The 16,196-nt window shown below is 30.0% G+C and carries 12 protein-coding genes and 1 riboswitch; all 12 genes read right to left on the bottom strand.

Going from position 1 to position 16,196, the window contains the following annotated elements; genetic code table 11:
* Positions 1 to 250: 250 nt before the first annotated feature.
* Positions 251 to 2,392: a HelD family protein gene (locus BD821_RS02810; protein ID WP_242971448.1), complete on the bottom strand. Its 2,142-nt coding sequence runs from the start codon at positions 2,390 to 2,392 to the stop codon at positions 251 to 253.
* Positions 2,393 to 2,576: 184 nt separating this feature from the next.
* Entirely contained in the window at positions 2,577 to 4,439 is a 1,863-nt protein-coding gene (gene ftsH, locus BD821_RS02805; RefSeq protein ID WP_104409302.1) for an ATP-dependent zinc metalloprotease FtsH, read from the bottom strand.
* Positions 4,440 to 4,504: 65 nt separating this feature from the next.
* On the bottom strand, positions 4,505 to 5,896 hold the full coding sequence (gene pepV, locus BD821_RS02800; RefSeq protein ID WP_104409301.1) for a dipeptidase PepV: 1,392 nt from the start codon (positions 5,894 to 5,896) through the stop codon (positions 4,505 to 4,507).
* 42 nt (positions 5,897 to 5,938) lie between these two features.
* On the bottom strand, positions 5,939 to 6,508 hold the full coding sequence (gene lepB / locus BD821_RS02795) for a signal peptidase I (protein ID WP_104409214.1): 570 nt from the start codon (positions 6,506 to 6,508) through the stop codon (positions 5,939 to 5,941).
* Entirely contained in the window at positions 6,501 to 6,740 is a 240-nt protein-coding gene (locus tag BD821_RS02790) for a DUF3006 domain-containing protein (protein ID WP_029452432.1), read from the bottom strand. The genes lepB and BD821_RS02790 overlap by 8 nt, the downstream gene beginning before the upstream one ends.
* A 114-nt stretch (positions 6,741 to 6,854) precedes the next feature.
* Positions 6,855 to 7,811: a glycoside hydrolase family 73 protein gene (locus BD821_RS02785; protein WP_104409213.1), complete on the bottom strand. Its 957-nt coding sequence runs from the start codon at positions 7,809 to 7,811 to the stop codon at positions 6,855 to 6,857.
* A 246-nt stretch (positions 7,812 to 8,057) separates the two neighbouring features.
* Positions 8,058 to 9,506: an NAD(P)/FAD-dependent oxidoreductase gene (locus BD821_RS02780; RefSeq protein WP_104409212.1), complete on the bottom strand. Its 1,449-nt coding sequence runs from the start codon at positions 9,504 to 9,506 to the stop codon at positions 8,058 to 8,060.
* Positions 9,507 to 9,631: 125 nt separating this feature from the next.
* Positions 9,632 to 10,648: an NADPH dehydrogenase NamA gene (namA, locus tag BD821_RS02775; protein WP_104409211.1), complete on the bottom strand. Its 1,017-nt coding sequence runs from the start codon at positions 10,646 to 10,648 to the stop codon at positions 9,632 to 9,634.
* 200 nt (positions 10,649 to 10,848) lie between these two features.
* On the bottom strand, positions 10,849 to 11,343 hold the full coding sequence (gene thiW, locus BD821_RS02770) for an energy coupling factor transporter S component ThiW (protein WP_104409210.1): 495 nt from the start codon (positions 11,341 to 11,343) through the stop codon (positions 10,849 to 10,851).
* 73 nt (positions 11,344 to 11,416) lie between these two features.
* Positions 11,417 to 11,527: riboswitch (TPP riboswitch) on the bottom strand.
* A 31-nt stretch (positions 11,528 to 11,558) separates the two neighbouring features.
* A complete protein-coding gene (locus BD821_RS02765) occupies positions 11,559 to 12,656 on the bottom strand; it encodes an iron-containing alcohol dehydrogenase family protein (RefSeq protein ID WP_104409209.1) in 1,098 nt (365 codons plus the stop codon).
* Positions 12,657 to 12,686: 30 nt separating this feature from the next.
* The gene (gene mgtE / locus BD821_RS02760) at positions 12,687 to 14,021 is read right to left on the bottom strand and encodes a magnesium transporter (protein WP_104409208.1); all 1,335 of its coding nucleotides are present in this window, start codon (positions 14,019 to 14,021) and stop codon (positions 12,687 to 12,689) included.
* A gap of 514 nt (positions 14,022 to 14,535) precedes the next feature.
* Complete coding sequence (locus BD821_RS02755) at positions 14,536 to 15,945, bottom strand: amino acid permease (RefSeq protein WP_207719879.1); 1,410 nt, start codon at positions 15,943 to 15,945, stop codon at positions 14,536 to 14,538.
* Positions 15,946 to 16,196 lie beyond the last annotated feature (251 nt).

Genomic DNA, 16,196 nt, shown 5'->3' with positions numbered 1-16,196 from the left:
ATAATATTATACTACTATTTTTCTTGTTTTTGTTTAATATTATTTAATATTATTATGAATTTTTTGATAATTTATTTATTTTTCAACATATTATTTCATTTAATAATATTTAATGAAATATATCTTTTTAAAATTGCAAAATTATTATTTATCTATACTATAAACTTTTAATATATTCAAAAAAATAAACTAAAGTGTTAAATCTTTTATAACACTTTAGTTTTAAATGTTAAGTTATTATATTGAATTATTAAATTAAATTAAATTCCTTTAGTTCATGTAACGCCCTAGTACACATAACATATTTTACTAGATCTTCTCTTTTTTCTTGCTTATTATCTACTAAAATTACTGCATCAAATTCTAATCCTTTTGCAAAATAAGATGGTATTAGCACTGCTCCACCACTATATATGTCATCTTCTGATGCAATGACTTTTATTAGCACCTCATCCTTCAAAGGTTTCTTTATTGAATTTACCATACCTTCGTCCCTGCATATTACAGCTATAGTGTCATACCCCTTATTTTTAAAATTTTCTAAAGCATCTTTTAAACTTTTAATAAGCTGAGATTTTTCTTTGAATATTTTATATTCTACCTCTTCACCATCTCTTACAAAAGGTACTATTTTATCTTCTGTTAAGTATCCATTAGCATAGTCTATTATTTGCTTTGTTGATCTATAGCTTTTATTTAGATTGAAATATTTTAAATCTTCCGTAAACACTTCATTTAAATCATCTAAAGCTGGCTTATTTTTGTTATTTATAAGTCTTTGATTGATGTCCCCTACTATAGTAAAAGAATTGCATTTTGTAATCTCTTTTATTACTTGCATTTGAATCAAACTGTAATCTTGTGCTTCATCTATAACTACATGTTTTATATCACCTTCATATTTCACTCCATATAGCTTTAACTTAAGATATAGCATGGGTGCTAAATCATCTATAATCAACTTATTATTTTCATTTAACCTTAGGTATATCTCTTCTAGCGATTCATTATCTAGCCAATGTAATTGTTCTTTGCAACTCATGACATCCCTTATGAGTTCTCTTATTTGTAGTTTTCTATTGTATTCTATGGTATTCATTTCATCATTTTTTTCTTCCTCTGAAAGATTATCTATTAGTTCTTTGTATTTCTTTTCTATTTTTCTAAAATAATCATCTCTTTTATCTTTTATTTTACTAATTAAAACTCTTCTTATTCTCTTGCTTCTTTTAAAAAGAGGCATATATGCATAATGGATATTAAACATTTCTTCAATTTCACTTTTTTCTACAATAATTTCATCCCTAAAATAAAGGTCCTCTATGTGAAAGTAATCCTTATTTAATATCCCTATATGTTGATCTAAAAATTTAATATACTCCCTTGAATTCTTATATTCTATATCTTTTGTTAATTCTTTATCTTCTCTTACTATAGACTCAACATAATCTTTAAAGTTCATTACTTCTGATTTAATTTCTAATATGTCTTTTGCAAAATCTTGAAAAGTCTCTTGCTTTACAGCTACTTCACCTAAACTTGGTAGCACACTTGATATATACTCCATAAATATATTGTTAGGTCCTAGTATTAAAACCTTATTTTCTAATGCCTTTCTGTTATTATATATAAGATACGCAACTCTGTGTAAGGCTATAGTAGTTTTTCCACTACCTGCCACACCATTAACTGCAACCACTCCACCTTTTGGATACCTTATTATTATATCTTGTTCTTTTTGAATTGTAGTTATTATATCTTTTAACTTTTCAGAGCTGTTACTACTTAATACTATTTGCAATATCTCATCTTTTATATCTAGTTCAGAATCAAACATACCTTGAAGTTCAGCCTTTTTTATTATAAACTGTCTTCTTTCTACTATATCAGTATTAACTAAGCCTTCTGGAGAATTATAAGTTGCCTTACCAAGTGTCCCTGCATAAAAAAGAGAAGATACTGGCGCTCTCCAGTCAACTACAACAGGCTCAATACTAGAATCAGGTATAACACCAAATTTACCAATATAAATTTGTTCATTAGTATCATCACCCTCTTCTATAAAGGTTACCTTCCCAAAATAAGGCGATAACTTTAATTGCGTAAGTTCTTTTAACCTTCTATCTATAGTTTTGAATGCTTCTTCTTTTATATATCTTTCATGATCAAAATAATCTATTATCTTATCCTCATCATCTCTAAACTCTTCTATAACATTTTTCCTATAGTCTAATATATACTGAGATATTTCCTTTCTCTTTTCTAAATACTCAATTACCTCATTATTTATAATATCTTTAGTGTATTCTAACCTTAACTTTTCTGCAGCAATCTCCAAATCTTTGTTTTTATCTTTCGTATCTTTCATATCTCTCACATCTTCCTTACTCATAATCATAATATAAGAAGCATTAATCTTCCTATATACCTCCTTTCTTGTTAAGTTTTAAAAGGTTACAAAATAGACAGAGCACTTAGCTTTAGGATATCCTAAAGAAGTGCTCCTTATAACCATTTTAAAATCTACTAGCAATTTATATCTTCTATAGTGCCAAGGATTTTAATTTATATTTATATTAATCTTCCTTAGTTTCAATATTAATTTTGCTTTCAATCCTTGGAAGATTATTTCTATCTCTATATGCATTTATTATACTCATAAATTCATCACCGGAAAGTGTTTCTTTTTCAATAAGAGTTTCTGATATTTCTATTAGAAGATCTTTACTTTCCTTTAATAAGTCAATAGCACCTTTGTGACATTCCTTTATTATATTTAAAGTTTCTGCATCTATAAGTGCTGCAGTTTCCGCACTACAATTTTGGACTGGTCTTCCATCTAAATATCTGTTGCTCATAGATTCAAGTGCCATCATATCAAACTTGTCTGTCATACCATACATTGTTACCATACTTCTAGCCGTTTGAGTTGCTCTTTCAATATCATTAGATGCTCCAGTTGATATACTATTAAATTCAACTTCTTCCGCTGCTCTTCCACCTGACATAACTTTTATTTGATCCATCATCTCTTCTTTAGATACTAAATATTTTTCTTCTGCTGGTAATTGCATAGTATATCCAAGAGCTCCCATGGTTCTTGGAACTATGGTTATCTTATGAACTGGATCAGCATTTTCCAATGTAGCAGCTACAAGAGCATGACCTACTTCATGGAAGGCTACTATTCTCTTTTCTTTAGAAGACATAATTCTGTCCTTTTTCTCTTTACCAGCTATTACAACTTCAACAGCTTCTTCTAAATCTTCTTGAGTTACAACTTTTCTATTATTTTTTACAGCTCCTAAAGCGGCTTCATTTACCATATTAGCAAGATCCGCACCAACAGCTCCTGGAGTAGATTTTGCCAAAGATAAAAGATCTACATCGTCTCCAAGCTTAACATCTTTTGAATGTACCTTTAAGATAGCTTCTCTACCTTTAAGATCTGGTCTATCCACAATTACTCTTCTATCAAATCTACCTGGTCTTAAAAGTGCTTTATCTAATACTTCCGGTCTATTAGTTGCAGCTAATATTACGACTCCTTTAGATGAGTCAAAACCATCCATTTCTGAAAGTAATTGATTCAAAGTTTGTTCTCTTTCATCATTACCACCTTGCATCGATGTATCTCTACTTTTTCCTATGGCATCTATTTCATCAATAAATACTATGCATGGAGCCTTTTCTTCTGCTTGCTTAAATAAATCTCTTACTCTTGAAGCTCCCATTCCCACGAACATTTCAACAAAATCAGAACCTGATAATGAGAAAAATGGAACTTTAGCTTCTCCTGCTACAGCCTTTGCTAGTAATGTTTTACCTGTACCTGGAGGTCCCACAAGTAGAGCGCCCTTAGGTAGTCTAGCTCCAATTTCTGCATATCTTTCAGGTTTATGAAGGAAATCTACAATTTCAACTAAAGATTCCTTTGCTTCTTCTTGACCTGCAACATCCTTAAAAGTCTTTCCTGTTTCATTTTCAGCATAAAGTTTAGCAGTGTTCTTTCCAAAGGACATAACCCCGCCGCCCATTTTTTTATCTATTTTACCAAAAAGAAGTCTTCCTATCATAAAAAATATAATTAAAGGAAGAATCATAGATAATATAGAATTTAGGATAGGACTATTATTTGGAACATCAGCATTAAATTCTACGTTAGCATTAGTTAATACCTCTATAAGACTCGGATCTCTAAGATTTCCTGTATATAAAGCTTTTTCAGCAAATTCAGTACCTTCTTTAGCTTTTATAACAATTTTATCTCTTTGAATAACTACTTTTTCTACGTTTCCTTCTTGGACTAAAGTTAAAAATTGATTGTAAGGTATTTCTTTTGTACCCATGTTTGTAGCAAAATAGTTTGCTGCAAATATGGCTAGTATTACGCCTACAAAATAAACCATCCTGTATTTAAATTTTTTATCATTAAACATCATATTGCCCTACCTTAAAATTAACTAAATTTTAAAATAAAGTTGTTACACATCCTTTCTAATGTCTATTTCGCTAATTCATATATGGCATTACCATATATCTTTGCATTTAGTATTAAATCATCAATTTCTATATATTCATTAGGTTGATGATCTAAATCAGGTTTCCCTGGGAAAATTGGTCCGAATGCAACTATATTAGGTATTTCTTTTGCATAAGTTCCTCCACCTATAGCTAATAATTTTGGTTCATCACCTGTTTGCTCTTTATAGACCTTTTGTAATGTTTTTATTAATTCATGTTCTGGTGGAAAATATAATGGCTTATCTTCCTCAAAGTTTTCAATTTCAATACCAGTTCCCATTAAAGTCTTTTTAAAAGGTTCCATCATATCTTCTAGCTTAAAGGTTACAGGATATCTTAGATTTAAGGTCATGATAATCTTTCCTTCGTTATAATTTATAACCCCTACATTAAAAGATAATTTTCCTGAGGCTTTGTCTTCTAAGTATACTCCAAAATTTCTTCCATAAACATCATAACTTATATTTTTATTAACAAAACTTATAAATTTCTTTAAAGAATTATTTGAAATATCAATATTGCTTAAGATATCCATCATAAACATTATTGCATTTTTGCCTCGTTCTGGTGTACTTCCATGAGCTGAAACCCCATAAGTCTTAATTATTATATTTTCATTTTCTTGTTCTAATAATACCTTAAGTCCTTCTTTTTGGTTAAACTTTTCTATATGAGATGTTAACCATTCATAAGAAAGTCCTGATATAGATGCTTCACAATAATCTGGCACCATATTAGCTCTGTTTCCACCTTTTATATAGTTTATCTTAATACTTTCATCTTCTAATACATCTATTTCTTTTACAATATCAAATATTGTGGCACCTTTTTCCGCATAAATAATAGGATATTCTGCATCTGGAGTAAATCCAGCTATAGGTGGCTTTTCATACTTCATATAATAATCCATATCTTTAGATCCTGTTTCTTCATTAGTTCCAAATATAATACGCACCTTTTTAGTTAAGGATAAGTTACTCTCCTTAACCGCCTTTAGACCATACAAAGCTGCCATTATCGGACCTTTATCATCTAGAGCTCCTCTTGCATATATTTTTCCATCATGAATCTCTGCCGCATAAGGTGGATACTTCCATCCATCGCCCTCTGGAACCACATCTAAATGTCCTAAAATGCCTATATATTCTTCACCTTCACCATACTCTGCATAACCTACATATCCATCCATATTTACAGTTTTAAATCCTAATTTATCACATATATCTAGTGCCTTGTCTAAGGCCTCAGATACACCTTTACCTAGTGGAGCATTTTTAGTTGGCTCTCCTTCAACGCTTTTTATCATCAAGATATCTCTTGTGGATTGTATAAGTTCCTCTTTTAATTCATCTATTTTTTTGGATATCATAATAATCAAATCCCCCTTAAATTAGTTTTAAATCAACAGTTACATCTATCTAACCATTCCAACTCGATCAAAAGGGTATACCCTAACTTGTGCCTTTCCCTTTATCTCGGATTTATCTATATAAGGATCCTTCCAAAGTCTACTATCTTTTGAATTGGCCCTATTATCCCCTAAAAAGAGGAATTTATCATTTGGAACATTAAAATTACCACTATGGCCATCTGGGTGTTTAACATAAGTTTCTTCAATTTTACTACCATTAACTAAAACGCTTCCTGTATCATCTATATTTATTTCATCCCCTGGTAATCCAATTACTCTTTTGATTAAAAGATCTCCAAGCTCATTAGAATAAAATACAACTATATCTCCTCTTTCTATTTTTTCTGTATTATATATCTTGGTGACAAATAGCTGATCTCCTACTTTAAGAGTAGGAAGCATAGATTCAGATGGTATAAGTACTTTAAACACTAAAAATTTATTTATAAGTCCTGCTATTACTAATGCTAATAATATAGGTAATATCCATTCTGTAAAAATCTTCATAAATTTATTGTTGTCAGACTTTGGATTCTTAATTTCTTCATATCCTTCTGTGAAATCATTATTCATCTATCCACATGCCTTTCATTAAATTATTAATATAATCTTTTCTCTTTTTAGTAAGCGTAGAGTCTTTAAAATAGGTTTCTCCTTTTAGGGTTATAATATCCCCTTCATTAATATGTCCTTTAAACAACTTTAAAGATACATTTAATATATCCCCATTATAATCCTCTAATACAACTAAATTACTTTCTATTCGATCTACTATAAAATTGTTTGAACCTAATTTGAATTCCATTACTATACCTCCAAATAAAGAGTATCACGATATAATTATATCATGATACTTGTAGTTTCACTAATTAAAATAGCAATTAACATAAATTTAATACTTATAAGTAAAATTAATAAACTATTTTATTTTTCCTGTTAAATAATTCATCTCTACTTCATAATCTACTAATTGTAAATTATAATCTCTTATAACAGTTGTTAAAAGTTCTGAATATATTTTTTCACCCTTGTGGTTTTCAGCAGTACTGTAACCACCCTTTTCTATAGCTTGTACTTGTTCTATATAATGTGTGCAATTAAAAACTCCTGAACCTTTATATCTTGGATTTTTATATAAAAATTCTCTGTGATCATTTATCGAGTCATTTTTATTATCATATACTCTAAAATTATCCGTTATCATTTCATTATTATATTCTGAGGTCTTCATTGAAATCTTTTCACCTTTCCAACTTGAATCCGCCTTAATTCCAAAAAGATTATTAGCCTTTACAGTAAGTTCTGATTCTCCCCACCCTGATTCTAATATAGCTTGGGCAATTGTTACTGATGGAAATATACCATATTTAACATATCCATTCATAGCCTCATCTTTAATGCTATTAATGAATTCTGTTTGAATACTATCCTTTGAAAGTTCTTCTTTTAAGGTTCCTTTATAAGCCAAATCCTCTAAATATTTATTAGCTCTTTCTCTTTCTTTAGATTTAAACCCAAGTTCTGTCATAACTTCATCCATGCTAAGTAGTCTATAAGCACTCTCTTTAACTTTAAACTGTCCTTGGTTTTGTTCTAAAAATTTGTTTGATAGTTCAAGTTTGGTCATATCGCTTGATAAAGTAAAATCATTTTTATATATTACCCCTTCAATTGCTGCTACTTGTTTCCAGTTCACTTGTAATTTCCCTTTGCTTGCTTCATCTGCCACCTTTATGTATTCTATAGCCTTAAAATCTTTTAGGTTTATATCCTTATATTTCATATTATAATTTCTTACATATAAGATATAAGCCAAAGCAAGGGCAAGTATTATTAATATAAGTGATGTAATAAATCTTTTAATCTTTTTTGGCATTATTATTCTCCCTAAAATTATATTTTATATATTGTGACAAAACTACTTATATTATCTTATAAAAATCTTAATTTTACAATAGCGCCTTTTTTAATATTAATTAAATTCAAATTGAGGCAACTATTTTATATAATCTTTAAATATATAATAGTCTTACATTCTATTATGCAAAAAAAGAGCTATAAAAGCAATTCTTTATATAGCTCTTTCTATCTTTAATCTTACTTTAATCTTACTTTAATCTTATTATTTTAGTTTTCTTACTAAATTTATATTTACCCTTTGCAACTTTTCTGTAGATGTATCACCTCTAACAGTTATATCTTCTACAGATAATCCTAGTTCTCTTGCAATTATTGCCTTAACTCGTTTTTGGCAAAAGTTCCCTTGACATGTTCCCATACCTGCTCTTGTTCTTCTTTTTACAGCATCTGTAGATTTTATAGGTATTCCTCTGTGAAGAGCGTCCACAATCTCTGACTCTGTAACAGTCTCACATCTACATATTATATTTTTATCTGGATTCTTATCATCTATCTTTAATCCTAAATTGTTATTCATATCTTTTGCTTTAAAAATAGGTTTTCTATAAGGATCAAATTTCTCATTTTCATTTAAAACAAGCCCTGATTCCTTTAATATATCACTTACCTTCTTTGCAATAGCTGGAGAAGATGTAAGGCCTGGCGAGTCTATCCCCGCTACATTTATAAAACCTTTAACCTTACTTTCTTCTATTATAAAATCTCCAGTGCTACTTATAGCTCTTATACCTGAAAAGGTTGTAAGAGCCTTTTTTACATCAAAATCTGGAATAGACATTCTTGCAGTATCTAAAACTTTGTTTAAAGTTTCTATATCTGTTGCTACATCCAACTTATCGTCTACTTCTTCTGCATTAGGTCCTATCATCAAATTACCATGATAAGTGGTAGTTACAAGTATACCTTTTCCTTTTTCTGTAGGAACTTGAAATATTACTGTACTTATAAGCTTTCCTTGATCTTTACCTAATAGTATATACTGTCCTCTTCTTGGTAATATTTTAAAATCATAAAGCCCTACCATGTTAGCAATTTTGTCGCTGTAAACCCCTGCAGCATTTATTACATATCTGCTTTCTATATCCTCTTTGTTTGTTTTTATTATAAACCTTTCCTCTTTTTTCTCTATAGATTTTACTAAGGTTTCAAGTTTTAATTCTACGCCATTTTTTATAGCATTTTCTGCAAGGGCAATGGTAAATTCATAAGGGGATGTAACTCCTACGCTTTTTGCATACAAAGCTACATAAACTTCTTCATTAATATGTGGTTCTATTTCTTTTATTCTATCCTTATAAATAATTTCTAAATCATCACAGCCTATTTTGATTCCATTATCATAAAGACCTCTGATTCTTTTCTCATCCTCTTTATCAAACCCTATAACTAAGGCTCCTGTTTTCTTATATCCAAAGTGTAGCTGCTCCTCTAATTCCTTATACATACTATTTCCCTTAGCACAAAGTTCTCCCTTTAATGTTCCATATTTTGCTGAATATCCTCCATGGACTATCCCACTATTTGCCTTAGATGCTCCTGTTGTAACATCGTCCTCTTTTTCTATAAGACAAGTTTTTAGATTATATTTTGAAAGTTCCCTTGCTATAGCAGATCCTACAACTCCTGCTCCAATAATGGTTACATCATACATTGCGTTCACTCCTTTGTAAAATATAAAAAGACGAGAAGGTGCCTTGATTTATATTTCAAGTACACCTTCTCAAATTCTCAGGCTAAATATTTGTTTTATTTAATTTTACTATTATATATTATATGTTATTTAAAAGATCTTTCATATTGTTTTGGGAATTCTAATTCTATGCCATTCTTTTTTGCCTCTTGAAGGGTCCAGTAAGGATTTCTAAGTAGTTCTCTTCCTAGTGCTACCATGTCAGCTCTTTCATTTTGGAGTATTTCTTCAACCATATCAAACTTATCTATAAGTCCAACTGCAATTGTTGGTATTTTGCAGTTATTCTTTATCTCTTCTGCAAATTTCACTTGGTATCCAGGGTAAGTCTTTATTCTTGTGTTTACTACAGCCCCTGAACTTACATGAATTATATCTACCTTATCTTTTATAAGGTTAACTATTTTTATCATTTCATCTATATCTATTCCACCCTCTGCATAATCAGATGCTGAAACTCTAAGACCTATAGGTTTACTTGAAGGCCATACCTTTTTTATTTCATCTAATATTTCATTTAAAAATCTAACTCTATTTTCAGTACTCCCTCCATACTCATCTTCTCTTTTATTAGCTAATGGTGATAAAAATTCATTTATTAAGTATCCATGTGCTCCGTGAATTTCTATCATATCAAATTCAGCTTTATCTGCTCTAGAAGCAGCATCTTTAAATCCTTTAATTATTTCTTTTATTTCTTCTTTTGATAAGGCTTTTGGTTGTCTATATTTTTCACTAAAGGAAATATCACTAGGTGCTACTATAAAGTCAGCTTTTGCTTCACATTTTCTTCCTGCATGAGCTAGCTGTATAGCCACCTTTGAACCATTATCTTTTACTGACATTGCGATGGTTTTAAGTCCCTCTATATGACTATCATCCCATATGCCAAGGTCATTATCTGATATTCTTCCATTAGGTGCAATTGCTGTGGCTTCTAAAATTATAAGTCCAGCTCCTCCGATAGCTCTTTCTGTGTAGTGTACAAAATGAAACATCTTAGCCATACCGTTTTCATCTGCACTATACATACACATAGGTGGTAAGACTATCCTATTTTTAAATTCTATATCCTTTAATTTGTAACTCTCAAAGGTCTTCACTTATATCACCTCTATCTATCTATTTTTGAAAACTAATTGTTATTGTAATTTTACTCTAAAATAGTTATAAGGTAAAGTATATATCTATCTTTCTTAGTACATATTTTAACCTTTTTTAATATTTTTCGATGCTTTATCTTATTTTTAAGTATATTTATCACATAACCACCGCTTTTATTTATTAAAATTAACCCTGTATTTCACTTTTGTGAAATCTTTTTGCTTATCTTACCTAAATCTAAAACCTTTAGCATTGCATAAGCTATACCACTACCTCCTATGGTGCTTATTAAAAATGGAACTACGTAAAATAATGCTGCCACATCCTTACCTAATATAAATTTTGCTATAGGAAAAGCCATAATCCCCCCTAGTATGCCTGTACCAAATACCTCACCTAAAATAGCCATTTCTTTTTTTGAAGTAATTCTAAATAACAATCCAGCAATCAATGCCCCTATCATACTACCTGGAAATGCCAACAAAGATCCTGTGCCTAGAACATTTCTAAGTAGTGATATTGAGAAGGCTATTCCAACAGAATACACAGGACCTAAACTAATAGCTGAAATTATATTTATGGTATGTTGAACTGGAAAACATTTTGAAGCGCCTATTGGAATGTATATAATTTGGCTTCCTAGCACTCCAATTGCTACAAACATAGCTGAAATTGTCATATTTTTAATTTTCATTTATATCCCCCTCTTCCCTTTATTAAAATATAATAAAGCACAGACCAGTACGGCCTGTGCTATATATCTTGTAATATTACTATAGTACACTTCCTACGCTGGCATTATCCAGTTCAGGTTTTGGGTCTAAGAATAGTCATTCTTACTCTCAGCCAGTGGTTATCTAGCTCCCCTGTGTTATATTATTCTATTAAAAAACTTACCCTTTTATCTAATCACTTGATTAGACTATTCATATATATGTTATATATTTCATCATAGCCTACCTTTTCTGGATGATTTTTTAACTTAGCTTCATTACTACACATTATTTTTGCATATACCTGTATCTCTTTTTCAGTTATATCTAAGGTAGTATCCATTAATTTAGATATTATGCTACTAAGCTCTTCTATGTCTTTTAAATTTAAAAAACTTAAAACCTTATTTACTCTAGTTTTATCTTTAAAAACATTTAAGTATTCTCCATACAATAAAGCATTTGCTTTTCCATGAGGTACATTTTTAAAATATGTCAGTGGATAGCCCATGCCATGTGGTAATGAAGTACCTGTTTGAGCTATTACCATGCCTCCAAGTGTAGATGCTAGCATAAGATTTTCCCTAGTAGAGTAATCTATGTTATTTTCTAATATATCTTTTAAACACCTACCAAAAAAACGCAATCCTGATTCTGCCATGGTATCTGTAAGTTCACTTGCATTATTATTTAAATAACCTTCTGCTAGATGCGTAAATGCATCTATGGCAGTGCTTACTGTTACATCATACCCCATATTCATGGTATAAGAAGGATCTAAAAATGCTACATCTGGAAAAACACTTTGACCTAAATTCTTTTTTGTTTGATTATTATGATCAGTAACTATAGCATACTGTGTGACTTCAGATCCAGTGCCTGAGGTTGTAGCAATAGCAATTATAGGTAAACTTTTTAAATCTTTTGTTTCATTTATATTATCCTTATTTATGTTAGGGTTGTTTATAAAAATTCCAATAGCTTTAGCAGCATCTAGTGGGGATCCCCCTCCAATACCTATTATAAAATCTACTTTTTCATTTTTACCTATTGCTGAAGCCTTTTCAACAGTTTCTAATGAAGGATTCTCTTCTACTTCATCGAATATTATATGTTCTATGTTGTTATATTCTAAAGCTTCTATTATATGATCTAAAGATCCATTAATTTTTGATGATCTTTTACCTGTAATGATGTACGCTTTATTTCCGAAATCTTTAAGTATATCTTTATTTTTAAGTACTACATCTTTCCCAAAATATATTTTTGTAGGCATAAAATAATTAAATAACATGATTATTCCACCTTTCAAAATTTGATCTTTCTAAATTCCAAGAAGCATTGTTGCTGTAGCAAAGTATAATATTAAAACTAAAGCATCCACAATAGTTGTTATAAGCGGACTTGCCATTATAGCTGGATCCACTTTAAGCTTCTTTGCTATTATAGGTAGTAACCCTCCCACAGCTTTTGCAATAATTACAGTAAAAAACAAAGTAGAACATACAGTTAAAGCCACATAAAAGTCTACCTTTTCTAAGAAATAAATTCTTAGAAAGTTTACAACCGCTAAGGTAAATCCTACAATAAGACTTACTCTAAATTCTTTAAATAAAACCTTAGGCCAATCCTTAAGTTTTATATCTCCAAGTGCAAGACCTCTTATTACCAAAGTGGAAGATTGTGAGCCTGCATTTCCACCAGTATCCATAAGCATGGGAATAAATGCCGTTAAAATAACCACAGCTTGAAGTATGTCTTCGTATTTTCTAATTATACTTCCAGTAAATGTAGCAGATATCATAAGTACTAATAACCAAACGATTCTATGCTTTGCTAAAGAAAAAACGCTTGTATCTAAATAATCTTCTTCTGAAGGCTCCATAGCAGCCATTTTATAGAAGTCTTCTGTAGTCTCTTCTTCTATAATATCTAAAATATCATCTATTGTTATTATTCCAACTAACCTATCTTCATTATCTGTTACTGGCATGGCTAAAAGATCATATTTTTTAAATAATAAGGCAACCGTCTCTTGATCATCGTGAGTATTTACATACTTCACATCTTTATCCATAATGTTTTCTATTATTTCATTTTCATCACTTAATATAATTTGCCTTAACAACACCACACCCTCAAGTTTTCTTCCCTTTGATGTGACATAGCAAGTATCGATAGTTTCCCTATCAATTCCAATCTTTTTAATTCTAGATATAGCTTCTTTTACTGTCATATTTTTTTTAAGGTCTACGTATTCTATAGTCATTATGCTTCCAGCAGAATTTTCAGGATAATTCAAAAAGAAGTTAATTCTCTTTCTTGTTTCCTCATCTGTATTTCTTAGTACTTTTTTAACAACATTCGCTGGTAGCTCCTCAACAAAATCCACAGTATCATCAAGGTATAAGTCCTCTACTAAAGATTGAACTTCCTTATCTGTTATAGACTCAATTATAAATTGTTGCTCTTTTTGGCTCATATAAGAAAATACTTCTGCTGCAATATCCTTTGGTAATATCCTAAATATTATTAGTTTCTTTTCCTCTGGAATCTCCTCAAATATTTGAGCTATATCTACCACATTCATTTCAGTGAACTTTTCTCTTAATATTTCTATTCTTTCCTTATCTAAGTAGCCAAACAATAAATTTTTCATAGCCAAACCTCCTTAGTAAGTTCGACCCTATTTTCATACTACATAAAAAATAATGATTACTTAATTATAATCGAGGCACACTAATACATTGTTTTAAGTGAACTTATTATAATTCATATTATTAGTAAGAAAATGGTCTAACATTACATTGCTTATATTTAATTTTGTCCTATACCCGCTAGGGTAATCATCCACGACCACCATCTCACTTTCTCTTTTTTATAAATTTAATCCTTAAAACAATTAAGACTTACATATTGTATGTAAGAATTATTTTTTAAATCATCATATTATTAATTATATCAGAAAATCAGTTAAACATACATGGAAATATTCCATCTTAGCAACCTTATATCCTTTACATTCATAACTAATTTATTTTGCTTTGGTTAAATATTAAAAAGTGTCTTTAAGATGAAACATCTTAAAGACACTAATTTTTATTTTATTAATTTTTTTACAATGAGGTGCTTTAAATCTAATTACTATTTTAAGCTTTTACTTACTTCTAATACTAAGCTATTTTTTTATCTTCCGGTACATCAAAAGGTGATTTTCCATTCTTTCCTTTTGCAATTATAGGAAGTATAAGTCCAAGCCCTATAAGCACAAAAGGTGTAAGTAGATTTAAGGTTATTTGGAACTTCCATTCCTTTGAAAATGGTGTAACGCCCTTAGGGAACATGCCCATTATACATGCAAATGCTGTAAATGCAAAGCACCATAACCCTACTATGAATCCTCCATTTTTGCTTTTTATAAACTTATAACCTGAATCAAACTTACCATCTAAAGATTTCTTTAAGGCCATATATGCAAGGAATACCCATAGATATCTAAGTGGCATTACTACTGAATTAAGATCCAGTAACCAATTAAATAAGGTATTCATATCACCTATTCCTATAGCTGGTAGTATTATAAGTATACTTACCAATACCGCCGTTAGCTTATATCCATTAATTGGTGTTCCACGATCATTCATTTTAGCTAATTTTTCTGGAACATATCTTTTATCAGAATCTGCAAGTAAAACTTTAAGTGGTGCATCTATAGAAAATACCAATGCTGATATTTGAGCTGCCATATTAGCTAAAGCGTATATTATAAGCAGCAGATTTCCAAGTCCATAATATTCTCCAAGCATCTTAAATGCATAATACTGTCCATTCATTTTTAAATCTTTTGGAATATTATTAGCATCAAACATCATTCCCATAGCTAAAGAACCAAGTATTGCTGATACAGCAACCATGGCTGCTAATATTATCATTCCTTTTGGAAATTCTTTTGATGGATTTTTGGTATTGTTTACATAAGGGGATATTTTTTCACATCCACCCACTGCAAATACCAACATAGATATAGTAGTAAAATATGCAAAATTAAATTCCGGCATAAATGTTTTAAATGTTAAATTTGTAGTGGCAGGTCTCACACCTCTAAGTGCTGGAGCTGCTATTACAAGTAATATGTAAAGTATAGACATTACAAATGTTGCTGTACCAGCTATAGTACCTATCTTTTTTAGTGAATTAATCCCTCTTGAGGCAATCCACAAAAATATAAAGAATAATATAAGTGTAATAGATTGTAGAATCATAGGATTAACTGATTTAATTCTACTTCCATCTTGAAATATTGCCCAGCTTAAAGCTATTAGTATAGATTGGGGCTTTTGTGCCAAATATGGTATGTGAACTACCCAGTAAGTCCACCCTGCAAAATATGCTAGAGTAGGTCCCATAGTAGACCTTATCCAAGATGAAACTCCCGCTTTTCCATCTTTAAATGTAGATCCAAGCTCTCCTACCATTAATACATATGGTACAAAATAAACTGCAATCATAATTATCCATGAAAATACAACTTTTAAACCTTGATTTGCAAAGTTGTTTACAACGTTACCAAATCCCCAAACCATAACAAAACCTATTAAAGAAAGATTATACCACCTAAGTTTTTTTGATTCATCGTCCACAATGTAGCCTCCTATTAAATTATAGATTTTTTATACTTTTTAATTTTATCACCAATTAGAGCCTACCTCAACTGTATTTTTCGTTTTTTTTAAATGGTTTATATCTTTTTTAAAAATCAATGAAATAAATGTATATCTTTTATTACAATATGACATTTTCACACCTTTTTTTGTACATATGTTTAAAATCTAAT

It is taken from the genome of Clostridium algidicarnis DSM 15099 (assembly GCF_002934235.1).
In the GTDB taxonomy this organism is placed as follows: domain Bacteria; phylum Bacillota; class Clostridia; order Clostridiales; family Clostridiaceae; genus Clostridium_L; species Clostridium_L algidicarnis.
This window is presented reverse-complemented; position numbering and strand designations above follow the sequence as displayed.

What these genes read in the sequence shown, in the direction of transcription:
- BD821_RS02810 (WP_242971448.1), bottom strand. Translation starts at nt 2,392, where the DNA reads ATGAGTAAGGAAGATGTGAGAGATATGAAAGATACGAAAGATAAAAAC.
- ftsH (WP_104409302.1), bottom strand. Translation starts at nt 4,439, where the DNA reads ATGTTTAATGATAAAAAATTTAAATACAGGATGGTTTATTTTGTAGGC.
- lepB (WP_104409214.1), bottom strand. Translation starts at nt 6,508, where the DNA reads ATGAATAATGATTTCACAGAAGGATATGAAGAAATTAAGAATCCAAAG.
- BD821_RS02790 (WP_029452432.1), bottom strand. Translation starts at nt 6,740, where the DNA reads ATGGAATTCAAATTAGGTTCAAACAATTTTATAGTAGATCGAATAGAA.
- BD821_RS02785 (WP_104409213.1), bottom strand. Translation starts at nt 7,811, where the DNA reads ATGCCAAAAAAGATTAAAAGATTTATTACATCACTTATATTAATAATA.
- BD821_RS02780 (WP_104409212.1), bottom strand. Translation starts at nt 9,506, where the DNA reads ATGTATGATGTAACCATTATTGGAGCAGGAGTTGTAGGATCTGCTATA.
- thiW (WP_104409210.1), bottom strand. Translation starts at nt 11,343, where the DNA reads ATGAAAATTAAAAATATGACAATTTCAGCTATGTTTGTAGCAATTGGA.
- BD821_RS02765 (WP_104409209.1), bottom strand. Translation starts at nt 12,656, where the DNA reads ATGTTATTTAATTATTTTATGCCTACAAAAATATATTTTGGGAAAGAT.
- mgtE (WP_104409208.1), bottom strand. Translation starts at nt 14,021, where the DNA reads ATGAAAAATTTATTGTTTGGCTACTTAGATAAGGAAAGAATAGAAATA.
- BD821_RS02755 (WP_207719879.1), bottom strand. Translation starts at nt 15,945, where the DNA reads ATGGTTTGGGGATTTGGTAACGTTGTAAACAACTTTGCAAATCAAGGT.